General features: G+C 58.2%; 19 protein-coding genes and 2 tRNA genes. 14 read left to right on the top strand and 7 right to left on the bottom strand.

The window, feature by feature from the left end; translation table 11 throughout:
• The first annotated feature begins 734 nt into the window (after window positions 1–734).
• From UIA24_RS02555 to UIA24_RS02545, 3 genes are all read left to right on the top strand, one after another.
• Entirely contained in the window at window positions 735–2,000 is a 1,266-nt protein-coding gene (locus tag UIA24_RS02555; RefSeq protein WP_330522102.1) for an OprD family porin, read from the top strand.
• A 165-nt stretch (window positions 2,001–2,165) separates the two neighbouring features.
• Window positions 2,166–3,881 carry a proline--tRNA ligase gene (locus UIA24_RS02550; RefSeq protein WP_330522101.1) on the top strand — a complete coding sequence of 572 codons (1,716 nt, stop codon included), beginning with the start codon at window positions 2,166–2,168 and terminating at the stop codon, window positions 3,879–3,881.
• A 20-nt stretch (window positions 3,882–3,901) separates the two neighbouring features.
• On the top strand, window positions 3,902–4,855 hold the full coding sequence (locus tag UIA24_RS02545) for a hypothetical protein (RefSeq protein WP_099773796.1): 954 nt from the start codon (window positions 3,902–3,904) through the stop codon (window positions 4,853–4,855).
• A gap of 45 nt (window positions 4,856–4,900) precedes the next feature.
• Here the strand turns inward: UIA24_RS02545 and dinB are convergent, their stop codons facing one another.
• Window positions 4,901–5,965 (bottom strand): DNA polymerase IV, encoded by a 1,065-nt coding sequence (gene dinB / locus UIA24_RS02540; RefSeq protein ID WP_330522100.1) that lies wholly within the window; start codon window positions 5,963–5,965, stop codon window positions 4,901–4,903.
• Between the two features lie 208 nt (window positions 5,966–6,173).
• Here dinB and UIA24_RS02535 point away from each other — a divergent pair.
• From UIA24_RS02535 to UIA24_RS02520, 4 genes are all read left to right on the top strand, one after another.
• Window positions 6,174–6,250, top strand: a tRNA-Met gene (locus UIA24_RS02535).
• A gap of 131 nt (window positions 6,251–6,381) precedes the next feature.
• A tRNA-Met gene (locus UIA24_RS02530) sits at window positions 6,382–6,458 on the top strand.
• Window positions 6,459–6,680: 222 nt separating this feature from the next.
• Window positions 6,681–9,323 carry a bifunctional lysylphosphatidylglycerol flippase/synthetase MprF gene (mprF, locus tag UIA24_RS02525; RefSeq protein ID WP_330522099.1) on the top strand — a complete coding sequence of 881 codons (2,643 nt, stop codon included), beginning with the start codon at window positions 6,681–6,683 and terminating at the stop codon, window positions 9,321–9,323.
• Entirely contained in the window at window positions 9,323–10,618 is a 1,296-nt protein-coding gene (locus UIA24_RS02520) for a virulence factor family protein (RefSeq protein ID WP_330522098.1), read from the top strand. The genes mprF and UIA24_RS02520 overlap by 1 nt, the downstream gene beginning before the upstream one ends.
• Window positions 10,619–10,664: 46 nt before the next feature.
• On the opposite strand, the gene UIA24_RS02515 is transcribed toward UIA24_RS02520, so the two are convergent.
• Window positions 10,665–12,563: a potassium transporter Kup gene (locus tag UIA24_RS02515; RefSeq protein ID WP_330522097.1), complete on the bottom strand. Its 1,899-nt coding sequence runs from the start codon at window positions 12,561–12,563 to the stop codon at window positions 10,665–10,667.
• A 266-nt stretch (window positions 12,564–12,829) separates the two neighbouring features.
• Here UIA24_RS02515 and rimO point away from each other — a divergent pair, with 266 nt between their 5' ends.
• From rimO to tsaA, 5 genes are all read left to right on the top strand, one after another.
• Window positions 12,830–14,167, top strand: a complete 1,338-nt coding sequence (rimO, locus tag UIA24_RS02510) for a 30S ribosomal protein S12 methylthiotransferase RimO (protein ID WP_102053498.1) — start codon at window positions 12,830–12,832, stop codon at window positions 14,165–14,167.
• 86 nt (window positions 14,168–14,253) lie between these two features.
• A complete protein-coding gene (locus UIA24_RS02505; RefSeq protein ID WP_330522096.1) occupies window positions 14,254–14,724 on the top strand; it encodes a GNAT family N-acetyltransferase in 471 nt (156 codons plus the stop codon).
• 118 nt (window positions 14,725–14,842) lie between these two features.
• Complete coding sequence (locus UIA24_RS02500; RefSeq protein ID WP_099776560.1) at window positions 14,843–15,553, top strand: rRNA pseudouridine synthase; 711 nt, start codon at window positions 14,843–14,845, stop codon at window positions 15,551–15,553.
• A gap of 49 nt (window positions 15,554–15,602) precedes the next feature.
• Window positions 15,603–16,064 (top strand): DUF1456 family protein, encoded by a 462-nt coding sequence (locus tag UIA24_RS02495; RefSeq protein ID WP_065760803.1) that lies wholly within the window; start codon window positions 15,603–15,605, stop codon window positions 16,062–16,064.
• 7 nt (window positions 16,065–16,071) lie between these two features.
• Window positions 16,072–16,767, top strand: a complete 696-nt coding sequence (gene tsaA / locus UIA24_RS02490) for a tRNA (N6-threonylcarbamoyladenosine(37)-N6)-methyltransferase TrmO (protein WP_330522095.1) — start codon at window positions 16,072–16,074, stop codon at window positions 16,765–16,767.
• A 71-nt stretch (window positions 16,768–16,838) separates the two neighbouring features.
• Here tsaA and fpr read toward each other — a convergent pair whose 3' ends face one another.
• The gene (gene fpr, locus UIA24_RS02485; RefSeq protein WP_065760805.1) at window positions 16,839–17,618 is read right to left on the bottom strand and encodes a ferredoxin-NADP reductase; all 780 of its coding nucleotides are present in this window, start codon (window positions 17,616–17,618) and stop codon (window positions 16,839–16,841) included.
• A gap of 120 nt (window positions 17,619–17,738) precedes the next feature.
• On the opposite strand from fpr, the gene UIA24_RS02480 reads away from it, so the two are divergent.
• Complete coding sequence (locus tag UIA24_RS02480; RefSeq protein ID WP_065760806.1) at window positions 17,739–18,665, top strand: LysR family transcriptional regulator; 927 nt, start codon at window positions 17,739–17,741, stop codon at window positions 18,663–18,665.
• On the opposite strand, the gene UIA24_RS02475 is transcribed toward UIA24_RS02480, so the two are convergent.
• The 3 genes from UIA24_RS02475 to UIA24_RS02465 all read right to left on the bottom strand — a co-directional run bounded on the left by UIA24_RS02475 (window position 18,662) and on the right by UIA24_RS02465 (window position 20,705).
• Window positions 18,662–19,024, bottom strand: coding sequence for a diacylglycerol kinase (locus tag UIA24_RS02475; protein ID WP_065760807.1), 363 nt, complete (start codon window positions 19,022–19,024; stop codon window positions 18,662–18,664). The two genes, UIA24_RS02480 and UIA24_RS02475, sit on opposite strands and share 4 nt — an antisense overlap.
• Window positions 19,025–19,098: 74 nt before the next feature.
• On the bottom strand, window positions 19,099–19,749 hold the full coding sequence (gene erdR, locus UIA24_RS02470; protein WP_065760808.1) for a response regulator transcription factor ErdR: 651 nt from the start codon (window positions 19,747–19,749) through the stop codon (window positions 19,099–19,101).
• 245 nt (window positions 19,750–19,994) lie between these two features.
• Window positions 19,995–20,705 carry a tRNA-uridine aminocarboxypropyltransferase gene (locus tag UIA24_RS02465; RefSeq protein WP_163931816.1) on the bottom strand — a complete coding sequence of 237 codons (711 nt, stop codon included), beginning with the start codon at window positions 20,703–20,705 and terminating at the stop codon, window positions 19,995–19,997.
• Window positions 20,706–20,909: 204 nt separating this feature from the next.
• On the opposite strand from UIA24_RS02465, the gene UIA24_RS02460 reads away from it, so the two are divergent.
• Window positions 20,910–21,329 (top strand): quorum-sensing-regulated virulence factor family protein, encoded by a 420-nt coding sequence (locus UIA24_RS02460; protein WP_330522094.1) that lies wholly within the window; start codon window positions 20,910–20,912, stop codon window positions 21,327–21,329.
• A 5-nt stretch (window positions 21,330–21,334) separates the two neighbouring features.
• On the opposite strand, the gene UIA24_RS02455 is transcribed toward UIA24_RS02460, so the two are convergent.
• Window positions 21,335–21,529, bottom strand: coding sequence for a hypothetical protein (locus tag UIA24_RS02455; RefSeq protein WP_330522093.1), 195 nt, complete (start codon window positions 21,527–21,529; stop codon window positions 21,335–21,337).
• Window positions 21,530–21,729: the final 200 nt, after the last annotated feature.

Raw genomic sequence — 21,729 nt, 5'->3', positions numbered from 1 at the left:
GCAGAATACCGCTGTTCACCCGACAGAGCACGACCGATCAAGGCCACACGCATCAGCAGCGCCAATTTATTGAAACAAAAGCCCCTTAGTTACATAGCTAACAATCTAACGGTAACAGAAGCGCTACTTTTCGCACCAAAATGACGCCACCCGCTCCAGCCGAATGCAGCGAGTATCCAAAATCTACCCAACACCCGTTGCGCCGACAGTAACGCCCACGTGAAAACCCGAAAAAAGCCTTATGTCATTAGTGCAGAACCGATCAAACCAAGCGATCTTAGCCCCCCGCGTTTTCGGCATTTGCAGGCGTTTTCGTAAAAAAAGGTGAAAAATTTGTGAGGCCGGCACTGATTTGTGCACGCTTGTTGCATCCATTGCTGACCATAGTCGACACAGCACCATCCTGAACACGGTGAGTGCGACAGATAACAACAGCTGCATGGGTAACCAGGGAGTTGCTGGCGCCGAGGGTTAGATTATTTTTACCTATCCTTAAGCCGCCCAAAACAGCGCTGGAGTTCTACGCCCCGTAAAACCGGGACGTGATTTGCGACAGGGACAACACTGTTTGCGACATGACCGTAAAGTTACCGAAAGGTTCATTTCGCAAGTATCGCCAACATGCGTCAGCGTGATATACATTCCGCCGACGCAAAAAAAGAAAGAGCCGCCCGCATAAAAAAACCAGTTGGGCTGGCAGCAACTCTTCCTAAAAACCAAAGGAGCAAGTCACGATGCGCGTGATGAAGTGGAGCATTATCGCCCTGGCCGTAGCCGCGGGTACCTCACAACTGGCAATGGCATCTTCCCAGGATGAGTCCAAGGGTTTTGTTGAAGACAGCGCGCTGAACGTCAAACTTCGCAACCTGTATTTCAGCCGTGACTTCCGCAATAACGACAGCGGCCAGAGCCGCCGCGAAGAGTGGGGCCAAGGCTTCATCGGTACCTTTGAATCGGGCTTCACCCAAGGCACCGTTGGTTTTGGTGTAGACGCCATTGGCTTGCTGGGTCTGAAACTGGACAGCGGCAAAGGCCGTGCAGGCACCGGCTTGTTCCCGACGGGCTCTGATGGTCGCTCGCAAGACGACTACTCCGAGGGTGGTGGCGCAGTCAAACTCCGCATCTCTGACACCGTTCTGAAAGTCGGCGACCAGTTCACCGCGCTGCCGGTTCTCGCTACCGACGACAGCCGCTTGCTGCCTGAAGTTGCAGAGGGTGCCCTGATCACCAGCAACGAAATCAAAGGCCTGACCCTGCACGCCGGTCACTTCACTGGCATCAACGCCCAAGATCAAACCGACCGTGACAGCCTGCACCTGAAAAAAGCCGATGTTCTCGGTGGCACCTACGCAATCACCGACACCCTGAGCACCAGCCTGTACTACTCGAAAGTAGAAGATTACTGGCGCAAGTACTACGCCAACGTGAACTGGAGCCTGCCGATCAGCGACGCGCAAGGCTTGGTATTCGACTTCAACATCTATGACACCAAAGGCGAAGGCGCTAACAACGTCACGGCGTATGACGGTCAAAAACTTGACAACCGTGCGTTCAGCCTTTCGGCTGCATACAACATTGGCGCTCATACATTCACCCTTGCCCATCAGCGTGTAACCGGTGACGGTGACTACGCTTATGGCGTTGATGGTGGCGGTACCATTTTCCTGGCCAACTCGGTACAACGCTCCGACTTCAACGCTGAAGACGAAAAATCCTGGCAAGCTCGCTACGACCTGAACATGGCCACCTACGGCGTTCCAGGCCTGAGCTTCATGACCCGCTATATCCGTGGTACCGATGCTAACGTAGAAGGTACTAACAACGGCAAAGAGTGGGAGCGTAACATCGAAGCGAAGTACGTCCTGCAGGAAGGCCCAGCAAAAGACCTGAGCTTCCGTGTTCGCCAGGCGACCTACCGCTCCGCAGACGGCGTTTACTACGGTTCGCCATCCATCGACGAAGTACGTGTGATCGTCGAGTACCCGCTGAGCATCCTGTAAGCCCTTCGGCTACCGGTAATCAGTACGAAAAAGCCCGGCATTGCCGGGCTTTTTCTTTTATTGCAAACAGATAGCTGCAGTTTCAGCCGCCACCATCCTGTACGTCACCGAATCCCGCCCGTACAATGCGGGTCATTTCAGTTAAGCAACCGACAACGGCCTACCATGCGCACCAGTCAATATTTGCTCGCCACCCAGAAAGAAACCCCTTCCGATGCAGTCGTCATCAGCCACCAACTGATGCTGCGTGCAGGCATGATCCGCAAGCTGGCATCCGGCCTTTATACCTGGCTGCCGATGGGCCTGCGGGTAATGCGCAAGGTCGAAGCCGTGGTGCGCGAGGAAATGAACGCTGCCGGAGCCCTGGAAGTGCTGATGCCAAGCATCCAGCCTGCCGAATTGTGGCAGGAGTCTGGCCGCTGGGAGCAGTACGGCCCAGAGCTGCTTCGCCTGAAGGATCGACACAACCGTGAGTTCTGCGTCGGCCCAACCCACGAAGAAGTCATCACCGATCTGGCCCGCAACGAGCTGAACAGCTATAAACAGCTGCCACTTAACCTGTACCAGATCCAGACCAAATTCCGTGATGAGATCCGCCCACGCTTCGGCCTGATGCGTGGCCGTGAGTTCATCATGAAGGATGCCTACTCCTTCCATACCGACCAGGCTTCCCTGCAGCAGACCTACGACCGCATGCACCAGGCCTACTGCAATATCTTTACCCGCCTGGGCCTGAACTTCCGTCCGGTAGAAGCCGATACCGGCTCCATCGGCGGCTCCTACTCCCACGAGTTCCACGTACTGGCCGAGTCGGGTGAAGACGATGTGATCTTCAGCGACAGCTCCGACTACGCAGCGAACATCGAAAAAGCCGAAGCGATTCCACGGGAAACGGCTCGCCCTGCCCCTACCCAGGAACTGCGCCTGGTCGATACGCCAGATACCAAGACCATCGCCCAACTGGTCGAAGGCCACGGACTGCCGATTGAGCGCACCATCAAGACCCTGATCGTTCATGGCGCCGAAGAAGGCAAGCTGGTTGCCCTGGTTGTACGTGGCGACCACGAACTGAACGAAATCAAGGCCGCCAAACTTGAGCAGGTCGCTGACCCGCTGGTCATGGCCAGCGACGCCGAACTGCGCGACGCCATTGGTGCTGGCGCCGGCTCCCTGGGCCCGCTGAACCTGCCACTGGAGTGCATTATCGACCGCTCCGTAGCCCTGATGAGCGATTTTGCCATCGGCGCCAACATCGACGACAAGCACTACTTCGGCGTGAACTGGGAGCGCGATCTGCCGGTTCCGCAGATCGCTGACCTGCGCAACGTCGTGGAAGGCGACCCAAGCCCTGACGGCAAAGGCACTCTGGTCATCAAGCGCGGCATCGAAGTCGGGCATATCTTCCAGCTCGGCACCAAGTACAGCGAAGCCCTGAAGTGCCAGGTGCTGGGCGAGAACGGCAAGCCTGTAACCCTGACGATGGGCTGCTACGGCATTGGCGTATCCCGTGTCGTTGCGGCCGCAATCGAGCAGAATTATGACGAAAACGGCATTATCTGGAGCGATACCCTGGCACCGTTCCAGATCGCACTGGTACCGCTGCGCTACGAAACTGAGCAGGTTCGTGAAGCGACCGACAAACTGTATGCCGACCTGACCGCTGCCGGCTTCGAGGTTCTGCTGGACGATCGTGACAAGAAGACCAGCCCTGGCATCAAGTTCGCCGACATGGAACTCATCGGCATCCCACACCGGATCGTAATCAGTGATCGCGGCCTGGCCGAAGGCAACCTGGAGTACAAGCACCGCACCGAACGCGACGCTCAGCCTCTGGCGCTGGCCGATGCCCTGTCGTTCCTGCAAGCTCGTATCCGTCGCTGACAGCCAACGCAAGAGTAATCATGTTCAAGCGAAGTACCTTTACCTTGGGGGGCACCGCACTGTGCGGTGCCCTGCTCCTCAGCGGCTGCGCCAATCAGATGTCCCAGCGCAGCGAGCACGAGGAGCGCATCGAGCGCAAATTGCTCGAGCATAGCCTGCAGATCGATGTCGGGGAGCCCAAGGTGCTTGAGCTGCCACAACGCCGCGTGCGCATTCAAGAGCAGAAAAACTTCGAAGTCACCGAGTTTGAAGTGACGCGTCGTTACGATCGCTACACCCCCTATCAGCCCTGGCGGGAAATCTATGAGATCCCGCTGGGTGCGGTCGCGGTGGTAGCCGGTGCAGGCGCTAACATCGTCAACGTCTTCACACTGGGCAATCTGCCAGACAGCGTTACTCACGACTGGCTCAGCTATGGCTTCGCTGGCCTGAACCCATTCATGAACACACAATCCAACGGTCGCGCCCAGCAGAACCTGGCCGCTATCGATGAGGTTCAGAAGGACAAGCGCCAGGAAAAAACCAGCCTGCCCTGGAGCGAACGCCCCGTGGAGATCAAGGCAGGCAAGCTGACACATGAGCTGACTACCGACCGTAACGGTATTCTGCGCCTGAACCTGCTTGACGACCCCTTCACCGACCAAAACCTCAGCCATGTCGGCACCTTGCATCTGCAAGTAACCGATGAGGAAAACAACGTCCGTGCCGATGCCAGCCTGCTGCTCAGCAGTACGCTGCGTGGCAAATTGGTAGAAGCCCACGACCTGATTTTCGACGACCTGGAAGACGATGAAGTCAGCCAATGGGTTCATCGCGTCAAGCGTCTTTCAGAACTGGGCATGGAAGAAGAGGCGAGCGAACTGGAGCAGAGCCTGATCGAGCTGACCCGCAACGATCCAGAACTGCAGCAGGAGTTCCTCAAGTCACTGACCACCGAAGCCGGCCGTCTGGTTGCCGATCCTGGCGCTCACTGATTACCTGACCGATGAGCAGTGGGTACGTGCCTGACGTGCCCCACCTCAATCGAGCGAAAACAGCTCTAGTTGCTCATGCGCCCCGCGCAAATCCTGCAAGCGCACCCCAATCCCAAGTAGCCTCACAGGCTTGCCGCCACGGGCAAATGCCTGGCTCATCAGATGCTGATAGCTCTCCAGGTCGCGGCTTGCCCCCGCCTGCTCCAGCGTGGTCTGGGTAAAGTCATGGAACTTGACCTTGACGAACGGTTTACCCGGCCGATAACTGCTATCGATACGCGCCATGCGACCTGCCAATGCATCCAGCAATGCGGGTAATTTATCCAGACAACTTGCCAGATCGGGCAAGTCGGCATCATAGGTGTTCTCAACACTGACCGACTGACGCCGACAATCATTCTGCACGGCGCGCTCATCAATGCCCCGCGCCAAATTGAAAAGTCGCTCGCCAAAACTGCCAAACTCGCGCACCAGCGCCAAGCGACTCCAATCGCGCAACTCCAGGCAATTGACAACGCCCAGCCGACCGAGCTTGTCCGCCGTTACCTTGCCGACACCATGCAGCTTGCTCACCGGCAACACCGCGACAAATTCCTCAACCTGCGCAGGCGTAATCACAAACAAACCGTTGGGTTTGCGCCAGTCACTGGCGATCTTGGCCAAAAACTTGTTGGGCGCCACCCCCGCCGAGACCGTGATGTGCAAACGCTGGGAAACCCGCCGACGGATATCTTCGGCAATGCGCGTGGCGCTACCGGAAAAGTGCTGGCTGTCTGACACATCCAGGTAAGCCTCATCCAGAGACAGGGGCTCGATGAGATCGGTGTAGTCGCGGAAGATGTTTTGTATCTCACGCGATGCTTCTTTATAAGCATCCATGCGCGGCTTGACGATCAACAGGTCTGGACACAGCTTTAGCGCATGCCGTGATGACATGGCAGAGCGCACACCGAAGGCCCGGGCCTCATAGTTACAGGTCGCAATGACCCCTCGCCGCTCGGCAGCGCCGCCGACCGCCATAGGCCGACCCGCCAAGCGGGGGTCATCGCGCATTTCGATGGCGGCATAAAAGCAATCGCAGTCGATATGGATGATCTTGCGTTGAGGCATGATTGGCCAAGCAACCCGTAAAAAGAGTGCTCGCAGTATCTCACCCTGTTGCCGAGCCGTGCACCCGACAGGATGCAAAACCCGGCACAGGCCATGGCCCGCCTGCCTCGCAGGGCATTACAGGCTGGCTAAATAGTTGAACGAAAAGGTTTTTTTCCACATCGCTATTGACAGCATCGCGCAAAACTGTAGAATCTCAATCCACAGGCGCGGGATGGAGCAGCCTGGTAGCTCGTCGGGCTCATAACCCGAAGGTCGTCGGTTCAAATCCGGCTCCCGCAACCAGATTAAGAAAAGGCCACTCGAAAGAGTGGCCTTTTTCTTTGCGCCGAAAAAAGCCCCACAGGGTTTTCCATTGAAATTCAATAATTAAGCATTGACAGCAATAGCCAACGCTGTAGAATGCGCCCCACAGACGCGGGATGGAGCAGCCTGGTAGCTCGTCGGGCTCATAACCCGAAGGTCGTCGGTTCAAATCCGGCTCCCGCAACCAAACGTCTGAAAAAGGCCACTTTGAAAAAAGTGGCCTTTTTTTTTGCGCTCCTCATACGCAACCCTTCTCCGCCCTACTCCAGGGCAGCATGAAACTTCTTTAACCAACCCGGTGCATCGCATAAGCGTCATCACAGGGTAATATTCTGTAAATCTATTCCACAGGGATTGGTAACTTGACTGGGTACTTCCATCCTGTCGCGCACAATCCAATAGGTGATTGATGCGCACTCACACCACTGACGTCGAGACTTCGGTAACTGCAGCCCAGCCAATTGCGCCGCAGCGCTTGCGCTGGCTTGAGCGGGTCAGCAAGTACCGCCAGCCCATTGGCCTGACCGTAACCTTGCTGCTGTTCGGCATTGCCCTGGTGGCCTGTCGGCACATGCTCAATGAGCTGGATATCTATTCGCTGCACGACTCACTGCTGAGTGTTCCATTGCCATCACTTGGTGGCGCACTGCTGGCCACCCTGATCGGCTTTATCATCCTGCTCGGTTATGAGTGGTCGGCCAGCCGCTATGCAAATGTGAAGCTCGCCCCCCAAACCCTGGTACTGGGCGGTTTTACTGCATTCGCCATTGGCAACGCCATTGGCCTGTCGCTGCTGTCTGGTGGCTCCGTGCGCTATCGCCTCTATGCGCGGCATGGTCTGGGAGCGTCCGAGGTGGCGCGCATGACCTTGTTCGCCAGCCTCTCCCTGGGTTGCGCGCTACCGCCGCTGGCCGCGCTCGCGACCCTTAGCGACCTGCACGCTGCGTCTACGGCGCTGCGCCTGCCAGCGAGCCTGCTGGCGAGCCTTGCGGTACTGGTTCTCGCGCTAAGCGCGCTCCTTGCGTTTGGCCTTTACCGTCGACGCCTGCCCGAACAGCCCATTACCGATAACCTGCTGGTTAAGATTGGTCGACGCACCTTGCGCCTGCCTGGCGTTCGACTGACCGCACTGCAACTGGTCATTACTGCACTGGATGTCGCCGCTGCAGCCACAGTGCTTTATCTGCTCCTGCCAGAAGCACCGCCCTTTGGTGCCTTCCTGCTGGTTTACCTCATCGCACTGGCTGCTGGTGTATTGAGTCATGTTCCCGGCGGCGTTGGTGTATTTGAGGCCATTCTGCTGGCAGCCTTCGCCAACCAATTGGGTGCTGCCCCACTGGCTGCAGCACTGCTGCTTTACCGACTGATCTATGTAGTGCTTCCTCTGCTGCTGGCTTGCGTAGCGCTGCTGGCCACCGAGGCGAGACGCTTTCTTTTTGCCCGTCAAGCCATGCGGGCGGCCTCCGGCCTTGCCGCGCCAGTACTGGCGGTTCTGGTGTTCCTTTCCGGTGTGGTCCTGCTGTTTTCGGGTGCTACCCCTGAGATTGACACCCGCCTGGAACACATGGGCTTCCTGGTACCCCATCGGCTAATCGACGCATCTCACTTCGGTGCCAGTTTGGTTGGCGTACTCTGCCTACTGCTGGCCCAAGGGTTGCGTCGGCGCCTTTCGGCAGCCTGGATGCTAACCACCATCCTGCTGCTGGTGGGCGCTTTGCTGTCCTTGCTCAAGGGTTTCGACTGGGAAGAGGCCAGCATTCTGATCCTCACCGCATGCCTGCTGGCGCTGTTTCGTCGCTCGTTCTATCGCCCCAGTCGCCTTCTGGAGTTACCGTTTTCACCTGTCTACGTTGTCGCCAGCGCCTGCGTACTGGGCGCCTCGATCTGGCTTCTGCTATTCGCCTATCAGGACGTTCCTTACAGCCATCAACTGTGGTGGCAATTCACCCTGGATGCTGATGCACCGCGAGGCCTGCGCTCGGCGCTGGGCAGCGCAGTACTGCTGGTGATCGTGGCACTCACGTGGCTACTGCGCACCGCCAGGCCTGTCATTCACCTGCCAAACGACGACGAACTGCAGCGCGCCAAACACATCCTGCTCGCCTCGGATCAGCCCGACGGTGGCCTGGCCCTGACCGGCGACAAGGCCCTGCTGTTTCACCCCGATAACAATGCCTTCCTCATGTATGCACGTCGCGGCCGCAGCCTGGTCGCCTTGTATGACCCCATCGGCCCTGCTCAACAACGTGCCGAGATGATCTGGCAGTTCCGCGACCTCTGCGATGTTCACCACGCCCGTCCAGTGTTCTATCAGGTACGCGCGGAGAACCTGCCGTTCTATATGGACATCGGCCTGACCGCACTCAAGCTGGGCGAAGAAGCACGCGTCGACCTCAAGCGCTTCGACCTTGAAGCCAAGGGCAAGGAAATGAAGGATCTGCGCTACACCTGGAACCGCGGCGGTCGGGACGGCCTGACCCTGGAAATTCATGAACCAGGAGAAGCACCGCTGGAAGAACTGAAGGTCATATCCGATGCGTGGCTGACCGGTAAGAACGTACGTGAGAAAGGCTTCTCACTGGGCCGCTTCAGCGCCGATTACCTGCAGCACTTTCGCATTGCCTTGATCCGGTTCGAAGGCCGTCCGGTGGCGTTCGCCAACCTGCTGGAAACCCACAGCCATGAACTGGCCAGCCTTGACCTGATGCGCGCACACCCAGAAGCACCGAAGCTGACCATGGAGTTCATGATGATCGGCCTGATCCAACACTATAAAAAACATGACTACGCTCGTTTCAGCCTGGGCATGGTGCCCTTGTCCGGGCTGCAACCACGGCGTGGCGCACCACTGACTCAACGATTGGGCTCATTGGTTTTTCAGCGCGGCGAACAACTCTACAACTTTCAGGGCCTGCGCCGCTTCAAAGACAAGTTCCAGCCCGACTGGGAACCCCGTTACATGGCCGTACCCGCAGGACTTGATCCGCTGGTAGCGCTGGCCGACACTGCCGCCCTGATCGCCGGCGGCCTGACTGGATTGGTGAAACGCTAATGATTCGACGCTATTGGCTGTACGCACTGACAACCTTGGTGGCAGCCCTGATTGCCGCCGCCTTGGGCTTCTGGCTCTGGACACGACCAGCACCACAGGCACAACTGGAACACCTGTCACTGCAGGACGGTAGCCCCGTGACCCGTACAACGCCTGGCACCCAAGCCAAGGCCCGCGTGCTCGTAGCCGTCCCTCAGGATCAAACCCTGAGTGATAAACAACTGCTCGACCTGAGCCAGAGTGGCAGCGCCCAACTCGTTCAAGTGATCCTACCGGTCACCGACTGCGCTAAACAGCAGCAGGTTGTGCAGGAGGCGCTCAAGCAACTTCAGGGCGACGCCACTCTGGTTGCGGGCATCGGCCCTGGCGCCGCACAGGCATGGCGCTGGCTGTCCGAACAGACAAACGACAAGGCTCAGGCGATTTCGGTCGATTTCACCCTTGAGCAGGCAGGCTGCCCTGCCCCTCTGCCGAAGTCAGCCGCGCACGGCCACTGGAGCGTGGCCTGGAACGACAATCCGGATGACGCCAGTGCGGCCTTCGTCCGTGATCAGCAAAATGCAGAAACCAGCATCAGCGACTACGACGTCCACTTGCCTCAAGTACTCAAGGCTCAACTGACCCAAGCACTGATTGGTCAGGACGGCAACGCCATGAGCATCCCGGTTGTTGAAGTACCTGCCGGGCAAACGGCTGACACCGTAACGCTGTTCCTCTCCGGTGACGGCGGCTGGCGCGACCTGGACCGGGACGTCGCGGGTGAAATGGCCAAACTGGGATACCCGGTGGTAGGTATCGATACCCTGCGTTACTACTGGCAGCACAAAACTCCAGAGCAAAGCGCCGTCGACCTGTCCGAGTTGATGCAACACTATCGCCAGAAATGGGGCACCAAGCGCTTCGTACTGACGGGCTACTCCTTCGGCGCCGACGTGCTGCCGGCAATCTACAACCGCTTACCCAGCGAAGATCAAAAGCGCATTGACGCAGTGATTTTGCTGGCCTTTGCCCGCAGCGGCAGCTTTGAAATCGAAGTCGAAGGCTGGCTGGGCAATGCTGGCAAAGAGGCGCCAACCGGCCCGGAAATGGCCAAATTGCCCGCAGCCAAGGTGCTTTGTGTCTATGGCCTGGAGGAAACCGACGAAAGTGGTTGTACCGAAAATACGGCCGTCGGCGAGCGACTCAAGCTGCCGGGCGGCCATCACTTCGACGAGAACTACCCGGCCCTGGCCAAACGCCTGATCGACGGCATCGAAAACCGTCAAGGTAAAACCAGCGTCGCCGAACAACAGTAAGTCGACTGTGCAAACGGGCTCCCAGCGGAGCCCGTTTTTTTGCCCGTTACATTTCGACCTGGGTTCCCAGTTCAATCACACGGTTAAGCGGCAGGTTGAAGAAGCGCAAGTTACTGTTGGCATTCTTCAGCAGGAACGCGAACACCGTCGCACGCCACCGCGCCATCCCCACAAGACGCGAAGCGATCACGGTCTCCCGGCTGAGGAAGTAGGTGGTGCGCATTGGGCTGAAGTCCAGTTCCTCGAGATGACACAACTTCAGTGCTGCAGGCACATCTGGCTCGTCCATGAAGCCGAAGTGCAGAATGACCCGGTAGAAGCCCTCACCGTAGGCCTCGACCTCAAAGCGCTGCTGGGCAGGCACGCGCGGCGCATCCTCGTTGACTACAGTCAGCAGCACGACCTGTTTATGCAACACCTGGTTGTGCAACATGTTATGCAGCAGCGCATGGGGCACGGCATCCGCCCGTGCAGTGAGGAACACTGCAGTACCTTCAACCCGATGGGGCGGCTGCACGCGGATACTGCTGATAAAGATCGGCAGCGGCAGGCTTCCTTCATCCAGCCGTTCAACCAGAATCTGTTTACCGCGCTTCCATGTGGTCATCAACATGAACAGGGCAATACCCGCCAGGACCGGAAATGCGCCACCCTGGAAAATTTTCGGCACGTTGGCGGCAAAGAACAGCCCATCGACCAAGAGAAAGCCGACCAATACCGGTACAGCCAGAACCGGTGGCCACTTCCACAACAGCAACATGACAGCAGAAACCAGCAAGGTCGTGATCAGCATGGTCCCGGTCACGGCTACACCGTAAGCGGAGGCCAGGGCACCCGAGGACTCGAAACCGAGCACCAGCAAAATCACACCGACCATCAGCGACCAGTTCACGGCGCCGATATAGATCTGCCCTTGCTCGTCACTGGAGGTGTGCTGGATGTGCATACGCGGCACATAGCCAAGCTGGATCGCCTGGCGAGTCAGGGAAAATGCCCCGGAAATCACCGCTTGGGAGGCAATGACCGTCGCCAGCGTCGCCAAACCGACCAGAGGTATCAGTGCCCAGTCCGGTGCCAACAGATAGAACGGATTGCGTGCGGCATCCGGCGTCTCCAGGATCAAGGCACCCTGACCAAAGTAATTGAGCACCAGCGCTGGCAACACCAGGGCAAACCAGGCCCGTGCAATGGGCTTGCGACCAAAATGCCCCATGTCGGCATACAGCGCTTCAGCGCCCGTCAACGCCAACACCACCGCCCCAAGAATCGCTACGCCCATACCGGGATGCACAATGAAGAAGCGTACCGCCCACAGGGGATTGAGCGCCTGAAGCACTTCAGGCCGCTGAACAATGCCATGCACGCCAAGCGCAGCCAGTACCAGAAACCAGGCAACCATCACAGGACCGAACAAAATGCCGATTCGCGCCGTGCCATGCCGCTGAATAAGGAAAAGCCCCACCAGAACGATCAGCGCCACAGGAATGACCCAATGACCGATGCCCTCGAAGGCCAACTCCATCCCCTCGACAGCCGACAGTACCGAGATTGCTGGGGTGATCATGCTGTCGCCGTAGAACAGCGCCGCACCGAACAAACCAAATACCACCAGTAACGTGCGCAGTTTCGGATACGGAGACGCTGCTCGTCGGGCCAGCGCCGTCAGCGCCATGATCCCGCCTTCACCCTGGTTATCAGCCCTCAGGATGAACAGCACGTACTTGATGGACACAACCCAAATCAGCGACCAGAAGATCAATGACAGAATACCCAGTACTCCATCATGGTTGACCGGCACCCCATAGCCGCCGGAGAAGACTTCCTTGAGGGTGTACAAAGGGCTGGTCCCGATATCACCGTAAACCACCCCGACCGCTGCCACCAGCAGGCTTAGCGGTTTTGCCGCCGACTGCCCGGTATCGGCATGACTGCTTGCCTGAACCATCAACCACTCCCGCAACCAAGACCCTGAAGCCTGAGAAATTCGCGCCAGATGCTAGCATTTACGCAATCCGCGAACGGTGACCCGCAGCAACTGACATCAACGCTGGCACAACGCCGCGAAGCATAGCGCAGCGTTCGTCGTATTTCTGCTGGTCAAGTAGGATTACGCTCGCTAGAATTGCGCACTTTTTGATCAGAGGCGCCCAAACGCCCGCCAAGGTTGTCGCGCCATTCGGCCTGGCAACCTCTTCAACACCGAGGTTAGTCATGTCCACCACCCCTACGCCCACCACGCCCAAGGTTGGCTTTGTTTCCCTGGGTTGCCCCAAGGCCCTGGTCGATTCCGAGCGCATCCTGACCCAACTGCGCATGGAAGGCTACGAAGTCGTGCCCACCTATCAGGATGCCGATGTGGTAGTGGTCAACACCTGTGGTTTCATCGATTCGGCCAAGGCCGAGTCGCTGGAAGTGATCGGTGAAGCCATTGCCGAAAACGGCAAGGTGATCGTCACCGGCTGCATGGGTGTCGAAGAAGGCGCCATTCGCGACGTACACCCAAGCGTACTGGCCGTGACCGGTCCGCAACAATATGAACAAGTGGTCAACGCCGTCCACGAAGTGATTCCGCCCAAGCAGGACCACAACCCGTTGATCGACCTGGTGCCACCACAAGGCATCAAACTGACGCCCCGCCACTACGCCTACCTGAAGATTTCCGAAGGCTGCAACCACAGCTGCAGCTTCTGCATCATCCCGTCGATGCGTGGCAAGCTGGTCAGCCGCCCGGTGGGCGAAGTGCTGAGCGAGGCAGAGCGCCTGGTCAAGGCCGGCGTCAAAGAGCTGCTGGTGATCTCTCAGGACACCAGCGCCTACGGCGTCGACGTCAAGTACAAAACCGATTTCTGGAACGGTCGCCCGGTCAAGACCCGCATGCTCGAACTGTGCGAAGCACTGAGCAGCCTTGGCGTCTGGGTGCGCTTGCACTACGTCTACCCGTATCCAAACGTCGACGACGTGATCCCACTGATGGCCGAGGGCAAAATCCTGCCGTACCTGGACATTCCGTTCCAGCACGCCAGCCCGAAAGTGCTCAAATCGATGAAGCGGCCGGCCTTCGAAGACAAGACCCTGGCACGCATCAAGAAATGGCGCGAGCAGTGCCCAGAGCTGATTATTCGCTCGACCTTCATCGTTGGCTTCCCGGGTGAAACCGAGGAAGACTTCCAGTACCTGCTCGACTGGCTCAGCGAGGCACAGCTTGACCGTGTCGGCTGCTTCCAGTACTCGCCCGTCGAAGGCGCACCGGCCAATGACCTGGGCCTTGAAGTCGTACCAGACGACGTCAAGCAGGATCGCTGGGACCGCTTCATGGCCCACCAACAGCAAATCAGTGCCGCACGCCTGCAATTGCGAGTTGGCAAGGAAATCGAAGTGCTCATCGATGAAGTCGACGAGCAAGGCGCCATTGGCCGCAGTTTCTTCGATGCGCCAGAGATCGATGGTGTGGTCTATGTCGAAAGCGACCGCGACCTCAAGCCAGGTGACAAGGTGCTGTGCCGCGTAACCGAAGCCGACGAATACGATCTGTGGGCCGAAACCCTCTGATCAACCGCGTCTGAAAAAGCCCTGCCAGCGATGGCGGGGCTTTTTTACGGCTATGGTTTCCTCATCCCACAGAGGAGGCCCTTGAAATGCCCCAGCTTCATCGGGTTCAAACCCCCAGCTTCAACGACTACCCAGAACTGATCCGCGTCTGGGAAGCCTCGGTGCGCGCCACCCACGACTTTCTGCCGAACGACTATATCTGCCTGCTGCGCGAGCAGATGCGCAAACAGTATCTCGACGCCGTCATGCTGATCTGCTGCAAAGACCGCCAGCAGCGTATCAGCGGTTTTGCCGGGGTTGCCGCCGGACGCGTGGAAATGCTCTTCGTTGATCCGGACTACCGCGGCCAGGGCGTGGGCAAACAGCTATTGCGCTACGCCATCGAGCACCTGAATGCCGAGCAACTGGATGTCAATGAACAAAACCCCCAGGCGCTAGGCTTCTATCTCAAACAAGGCTTTGAAATCATCGGCCGGTCAGAAACCGACGGCATGGGACAACCTTACCCCCTACTCCACTTAAGGCTTGTTCATACACTGCCTTTAACTTCAGGCTGACAGCCAACGTAGTACTACTCCGAAATAGGGCAAAACCGCGCTATCGACGAATGTTGCCGGGATTAACCGGGGCCAGCCGGGTACAATGGTGGCCTTTCCCTGTGCCACGGCTGTCGTCATGTCTGAACCCATTCGTCTTTCCAAACGCCTTATCGAAGTTGTCGGCTGCTCCCGACGCGAGGCAGAGCTGTTCATTGAGGGTGGCTGGGTCACAGTGGACGGCCAGATCGTCGACGAACCACAGCACAAGGTCAGCAGCGAGCAGGTCGAACTGTTGCCCGGCGCCAAGGCCGAAGCACTGGAACCGGTCACCCTGTTGCTCAATCAACAGCCCGAAGACACCCTCGACAGCGCATTGGCCAGTATCAATGCGCTCAGCCTGTCCGAACTGCACCGTTACGGTAAGCGCCCACTCAAGGGCCACTTCAGCCGCCTGACGAGTGCCGCGCTGCTTCAGGAAGGTGCCAGCGGGTTGCAGGTGTTCAGCCAGGACTGGCGGGTATTGCGCAAGCTCACCCAGGACATTGCCAAGCTTGAGCAGGAGTATGTCGTCGAAGTCAGTGGCGAGATCATCGCCCACGGCCTTGAACGACTGAACCGCGGGGTGATCTGGCAAGGCAATACACTGCCGCCGGTCAAGGCCAGCTGGCAGAACGAAACGCGCCTGCGCATCGCACTGAAAAACCCGGCACCCGGCGTCATCGTGCAGTTGTGCAAAAGTGTCGGCCTGAGCGTTGTCAGCATGCGCAGGCTACGCCTCGGCGGCGTAGCCATGGGCAAGTTGCCTCTGGGCCAATGGCGCTATCTGGCGGCTCAGGAAAAGTTCTAGCACCACAGGCGCTACCACTCGGGTGGCGCCCCCGATCAGGATTGTTCTCATGATTCACAACGATGTACTGCGCAGCCTGCGCTACCTGCTGGAAATCAACGACGCCAAGCTGATTGAACTCATCAAGCTGGGCGGGTTGGACGTCAGCAAGGCCGACATCGCCACCTACCTGAAAAAAGAGGATGAAGAAGGCTTCGTCCGCTGCCCGGATGAAGTCCTGGCGCATTGCCTTGACGGTCTGGTGTACTTCAAGCGCGGCAAGGACGAAAGCCGTCCAGCCCTGCCGATCGAGCTTCCAGTGACCAACAACATCGTCATGAAGAAACTGCGTGTCGCCTTTGAGCTCAAGGAAGAAGACCTGCACGCGATTCTCAAGGCCGTCGACTTCCCGGTTTCCAAGCCAGAACTCAGCGCACTGTTCCGCAAGGTCGGGCACAGTAACTACCGCCCCTGTGGCGACCAGTTGCTACGCAACTTCCTCAAGGGCCTGACCCTGCGGGTACGTGGTTGAGGCGCCGATGAACCACAGTGTCGCCCCCGTCGGCATCCTGCACTCCTGCTTCAAGGAAAAGTTTGCCATCCCGCGTCAACCCCAACTGGCGCCAGCCGCGCGCGGGGTGCTCGAACTGCTGCCGCCGTTCGATCAGGGCGATGCAGTCGCCGGTCTTGAGCAGGTCAGCCACGTCTGGCTGCTGTTCCTGTTCCATCAGGCATTGGAGGACAAACCTCGGCTGAAGGTGCGTCCACCACGCCTGGGGGGCAACAAGTCCATGGGGGTGTTCGCAACGCGCGCCACCCATCGTCCTAACGGCATCGGTCAGTCGGTTGTCAGGCTGGAAAAGGTTGAACCGGGTCGGTTGTTCCTCTCCGGTATCGACCTGCTGGACGGCACCCCCGTGCTGGATATCAAGCCGTACGTTCCCTATGCCGACAGCATTGGCGATGCGGTGAATACGATGGCCAGCGCCCCGCCCGCACCGATCCAGGTGGAGTGGAGCGACCAGGCATTGCATCAGGCACAAGAGCACGCCTTGCGTCTCAGCGAGCCGCTGGCAGAACTGATCGAGCAATGCCTGGCGCAAGACCCGCGCCCGGCGTACCAGGTTCCCCCCGCCGAGCGAATCTACGGCGTAAAGTTCTGGGATGTGCAGGTGCGCTGGCACTATCCCCACCCGGACATGATCCGGGTGCTGGAAGTCGTGCGCGAGCCATAGCCCCGAACCAGCAAGGTGTAAAAACGAAAAAAGCAGGCCTAAGCCTGCTTTTTTTCGTTCAAACCGCGAGATTACTTCTCGACGAATGCCCGCTCGATCAGATAGTCGCCCGGCTCGCGCATACGTGGCGAGACCTTCAGACCGAAGCTGTCGAGCACTTCACTGGTTTCATCCAGCATGCTCGGGCTACCACAGATCATCGCGCGGTCATCTTCCGGGTTGATCGGCGGCAGACCAATGTCGCTGAACAGCTTGCCGCTGCGCATCAGGTCAGTCAGACGCCCCTGGTTCTCGAATGGCTCACGGGTTACGGTTGGGTAGTAGATCAGCTTGTCACGCAGCGCCTCGCCGAAGAACTCATTCTGTGGCAGGTGCTCGGTGATGAACTCGCGGTAGGCGACTTCGTTCACATAGCGCACGCCATGAACCAGAATGACTTTCTCGAAGCGCTCGTAGGTTTCCGGGTCCTGGATGACGCTCATGAACGGCGCCAGGCCGGTACCAGTGCTCAGCAGGTACAAGTGCTTGCCCGGCTTCAGGTCGTCAAGGACCAGCGTGCCGGTAGGCTTCTTGCTGATGATGATCTCATCGCCTTCCTTGAGGTGCTGCAACTGCGAGGTCAGCGGGCCGTCCGGCACCTTGATGCTGAAGAACTCCAGATGCTCTTCCCAGTTTGGGCTGGCAATCGAATAGGCGCGCATGAGCGGACGGCCATTAGGTTGTTGCAGGCCGATCATCACGAACTGACCGTTCTCGAAGCGCAGGCCCGGATCGCGGGTGCACTTGAAGCTGAACAGGGTGTCGTTCCAGTGATGGACACTGAGAACACGTTCGTGGTTCATGTTGCTCATGTATAGGGCTCCTGAAGAAAAACGCGGCGCTAACCGTGAGCGCGATTGCGCAATAGTTTAGTGGCAGCGACAATATCTGTTAAATGAATTATCAAGATATGTCTTATCGGTTATATAGATATGCGATTTACGCTTCGTCAGCTTCAAGTCTTCGTCGCCGTAGCCCAGTACCAGAGCGTCTCACGCGCCGCTGGCATACTGGCGTTGTCGCAATCCGCCGCCAGCACGTCAATCACAGAGCTTGAACGTCAATCCAGTTGCCAGCTCTTCGACCGTGCCGGCAAGCGCCTTAGCCTCAACGCACTGGGTCAGCAACTGCTGCCTCAGGCCGTCGCACTGCTCGACCAGGCCAAGGAAATTGAGGACCTGCTCAATGGTAAGTCCGGGTTTGGCTCCTTGGCTGTCGGCGCTACGCTGACGATCGGAAACTACCTCGCTACGCTGCTGATCGGCAGCTTCATGCAGGTTCACCCTGAAAGCCAGGTCAAACTGCACGTGCAGAACACGGCGCATATCGTGCATCAGGTAGCGCATTACGAAATTGACCTGGGTCTAATCGAAGGCGACTGCAACCACCCGGACCTGGAAGTTCAGCCTTGGGTCGAGGACGAACTGGTAGTGTTCTGCGCCCCCCAGCACCCCTTGGCGCAGCGCGGCCAGGCCAGCCTTGACGAGCTGACACGGGAGGCATGGATTCTGCGCGAGCAAGGCTCAGGCACTCGCCTGACCTTCGATCAAGCGATGCGCCACCACCGCTCGGCACTTAATATCCGCCTTGAACTGGAACATACCGAAGCAATCAAACGTGCAGTGGAATCAGGGCTGGGCATCGGCTGCATTTCCCGCCTGGCCCTGCGAGACGCCTTTCGCCGAGGCAGCCTGGTAGCCTTGGAAACCCCCGAGCTTGACCTCGCCCGACAGTTCTACTTCATCTGGCATAAACAGAAGTACCAGACCTCGGCGATGCGCGAATTCCTGGAGCTATGCAGAACCTTCACGGCCGGGGTGCAGCGCAGCGACGAAATCGTGCTACCCCGCATTCCTTAAAGCAGGATTACCGCCCAGACCAGGCCGACCATGCTCAAGGCCACCAACTGAGCAGCACTGCCCATGTCCTTGGCGTTCTTCGACAGTGGGTGGCGCTCAAGCGAGATACGGTCGATTGCTGCTTCCACCGCCGAGTTCAGCAACTCGACGATCAGGCCAAGCAGGCAGACAGCGATCAGAATCGCCCGCTCGGCACGGCTGACCTGAAGCCAGAACGCCAACGGGATCAACACGACATTGAGCAATACCAACTGGCGAAAGGCTGCTTCGCCGGTGAAGGCAGCACGCAAGCCATCGAACGAATAACCAGCAGCATTGAAAATACGCTTGAGGCCTGTTTGGCCCTTGAATGGCGACATAAAAAACCACTTCATCCTTAAAAACGCTGAAGGCTAGTTCAGCTCGGGTCAAAAAAGCGTGAAGGCAGACGGCTTTAGCTACCCGAAACTGACTCAAGTTGTTGCAGCAGCAAGGCCGCCTGAGTGCGAGTGCGCACACCCAGCTTGCGGAAAATCGCCGTGACGTGCGCTTTGATGGTCGCCTCGGAAACACTCAATTCATAGGCGATCTGCTTGTTCAGCAAACCTTCGCAGACCATGGTCAGCACCCGGAATTGCTGTGGCGTCAAACTGGCAAGCCCTTCACTGGCAGCCTTGGCTTCAGCTGAAACATCAACTTTCTCGAACGCCTGAGGCGGCCACCAGACATCACCATCCAGAACCTTGCGCACGGCATCCTGAATCGTCTCCAGCGGGCTCGACTTCGGAATAAAGCCGCTAGCACCGAATTCACGAGACTTCACTACCACCGATGCCTCTTCCTGCGCGGAAACCATCACCACAGGAATCTGCGGGTACTGCCCGCGCAGCAGGACCAAACCGGAGAATCCGTAGGCGCCTGGCATATTGAGGTCCAGCAACACCAGATCCCAGTCGGCCTTTTCAGTCAATCGGGTTTCCAGTTCGGCGATGCTCGCCACTTCCACCAGCCGCACGTCCGGGCCAAGGCCCAACGTCACGGCCTGGCGCATCGCACTGCGAAAAAGTGGGTGGTCATCGGCAATCAGGATTTCGTACGTGGCCATCGATCTAATGATCCTGTTCTATGCAGGCGCGCTAAAGACCGGACGCCTGGCGGGGAGCAACTCAAGGCTTGGGAGGCAGTACCACATGCCAAAATGGCGTAACGAGGCGATAAAAGTGTTTCAAGCTTCGTCACAACTGAATCGGCGCCAAGGATGCCGAGCTCAGACCGGGTGGTCAAGTTCGGCACCTTGCGGCGCTGCCTGCGTGCTCATTATGAACCGAACACACTGTGGACGCCCTTGTACTATAGGAAGGGCTGCAGCCGTTGATGCACGTCATCCTGTTCATCGACAGGACGGTGGAACTTGGCGCCCAGGTAGTGCGCACTGAAGACATCCAGATAGGCATCAAGCGCCTCGGCAGCTCGCTGATCGGCGGCCAACTCCAGACACATGGCTGCCACTTCGGCGGTACAAAAATGATCATCGCGCTTGGACCGACGCAGACGATAGCGTGACAGTTGCTCAGGTTGCAGGCTCAGTACAGGGAAGCGGTCCAGGTACGGGCTTTTGCGAAACATTTTTCGCGCCTCGGTCCAGGTCGCATCCAGCAAGATGAATAGCGGCCGCTTGCCAGGCTCACGAACAACCTCGGTCACCACCCGTTGCGGCTCGACAAACTCCCCTGGGAACACAATGTAAGGCTGCCAGTGAGGCTGCTCCAGCAGTGCCAGCAACTGCTCATCCACTGAGGTGCGCTGCCAGCCAAAAGCCGTCGTGTCGGCAATGATGTCGGCAATCAGCCATCCCGTATTGGTCGGTTTCAGTGGCTCGGTATCATGCATCAACAGGCACATGGCCGACTCGGCGGCAACCCGTGGCTTCCACGCACACAGGCAATGGCTGTCAATGACTCGACAGCCTGGGCAACGAGGCGCACGCGAACCACGTGCAACAAAAGGTTTGACGCTGCGGGCCAGTCGATCGGCTCGCAGACGGGAGACAGCATGGGTCATGGATGGCACAACGAAGGCAGGAGACAATTGACGCAGTTTACCAGAGGCCGTCAGCCACCGAGTGTTTTTGCCATGGAGCCGGGCTCTGTGCTCCCCTATAATCGCCAGCCTATCGATGCGCGCTGGCGCAAACAGGCCTGCCGATGGTGGAACGCAACGCCAGAGCGCAGGTCCAACCGCCAGTTACCGAACCAGGAGAAATTCATGCTGCGCTTTATCGCCCCAACCCTCGGCCTGTTGCTGGCTCTGCCTCTGGCGGCAAATGCTGCTTCGCTGCAGGACTATGAGCTTGGCAAAATGCTGGACAAGGTTGCCAAGGAAAGCAGTGTTGGCACACCTCGGGCGATCAACGAGGACATTCTCGACCAGGGTTATACCGTTGACGGCAAGGAGCTGATCAACCATTTGAGCGTACGTGAAAGCCATGCGCAGCAAATGCGAGCGAATCCGGATATGGTTCGTGGCCAATTGGGCGCCAGCGTCTGTCGTAACACGGGCTACCGTCAGCTACTGGCGCGCGGTGCGGTTCTGCGCTACGAGTTTACCGAGTACAAAACCAATCGCCCGGTAGCCGTACAGCGCTTCAGCGCCTCCGACTGCGGCCTGAACCAGAAAAAGAAATAATCAGGTTACCCCTCACTGGCGCGCCGCTGCTCTTCATCGGCACGCAACTCGGACACGAGTGCCTGGATGTAACGCGAACGACACTCTCCCCCTTCGAGACGTCGCAGGCACTCCTCCTCAAGGCTCAGGTCACCGGCCTGCGCTGCGCTTTGCAGCGACGCATACAACTGTGTATCCACATCCAGAATCAACCGACGCATAGGTTATGCCTCCCTGCACTCAAACACTGTGATCGTCCTTGAAGTTAATCAGATTGTCCTGCTAATTGGATCCGATCAGATGAGCGGTCGACATCTGCACCTGAAACGGCATGAATCCATGATCGTTATGCTATGAAGAACAGGCCATCACGACAGCATGAACACCCGACAGGGTCTAGATTAATAACCAACCACCACTT

The organism is Pseudomonas sp. AL 58 (assembly GCF_036348395.1).
GTDB lineage: Bacteria > Pseudomonadota > Gammaproteobacteria > Pseudomonadales > Pseudomonadaceae > Aquipseudomonas > Aquipseudomonas defluvii.
The sequence above is the reverse complement of the archived record's forward strand: the minus strand, read 5'-3'. Positions and strand labels throughout refer to the sequence as shown.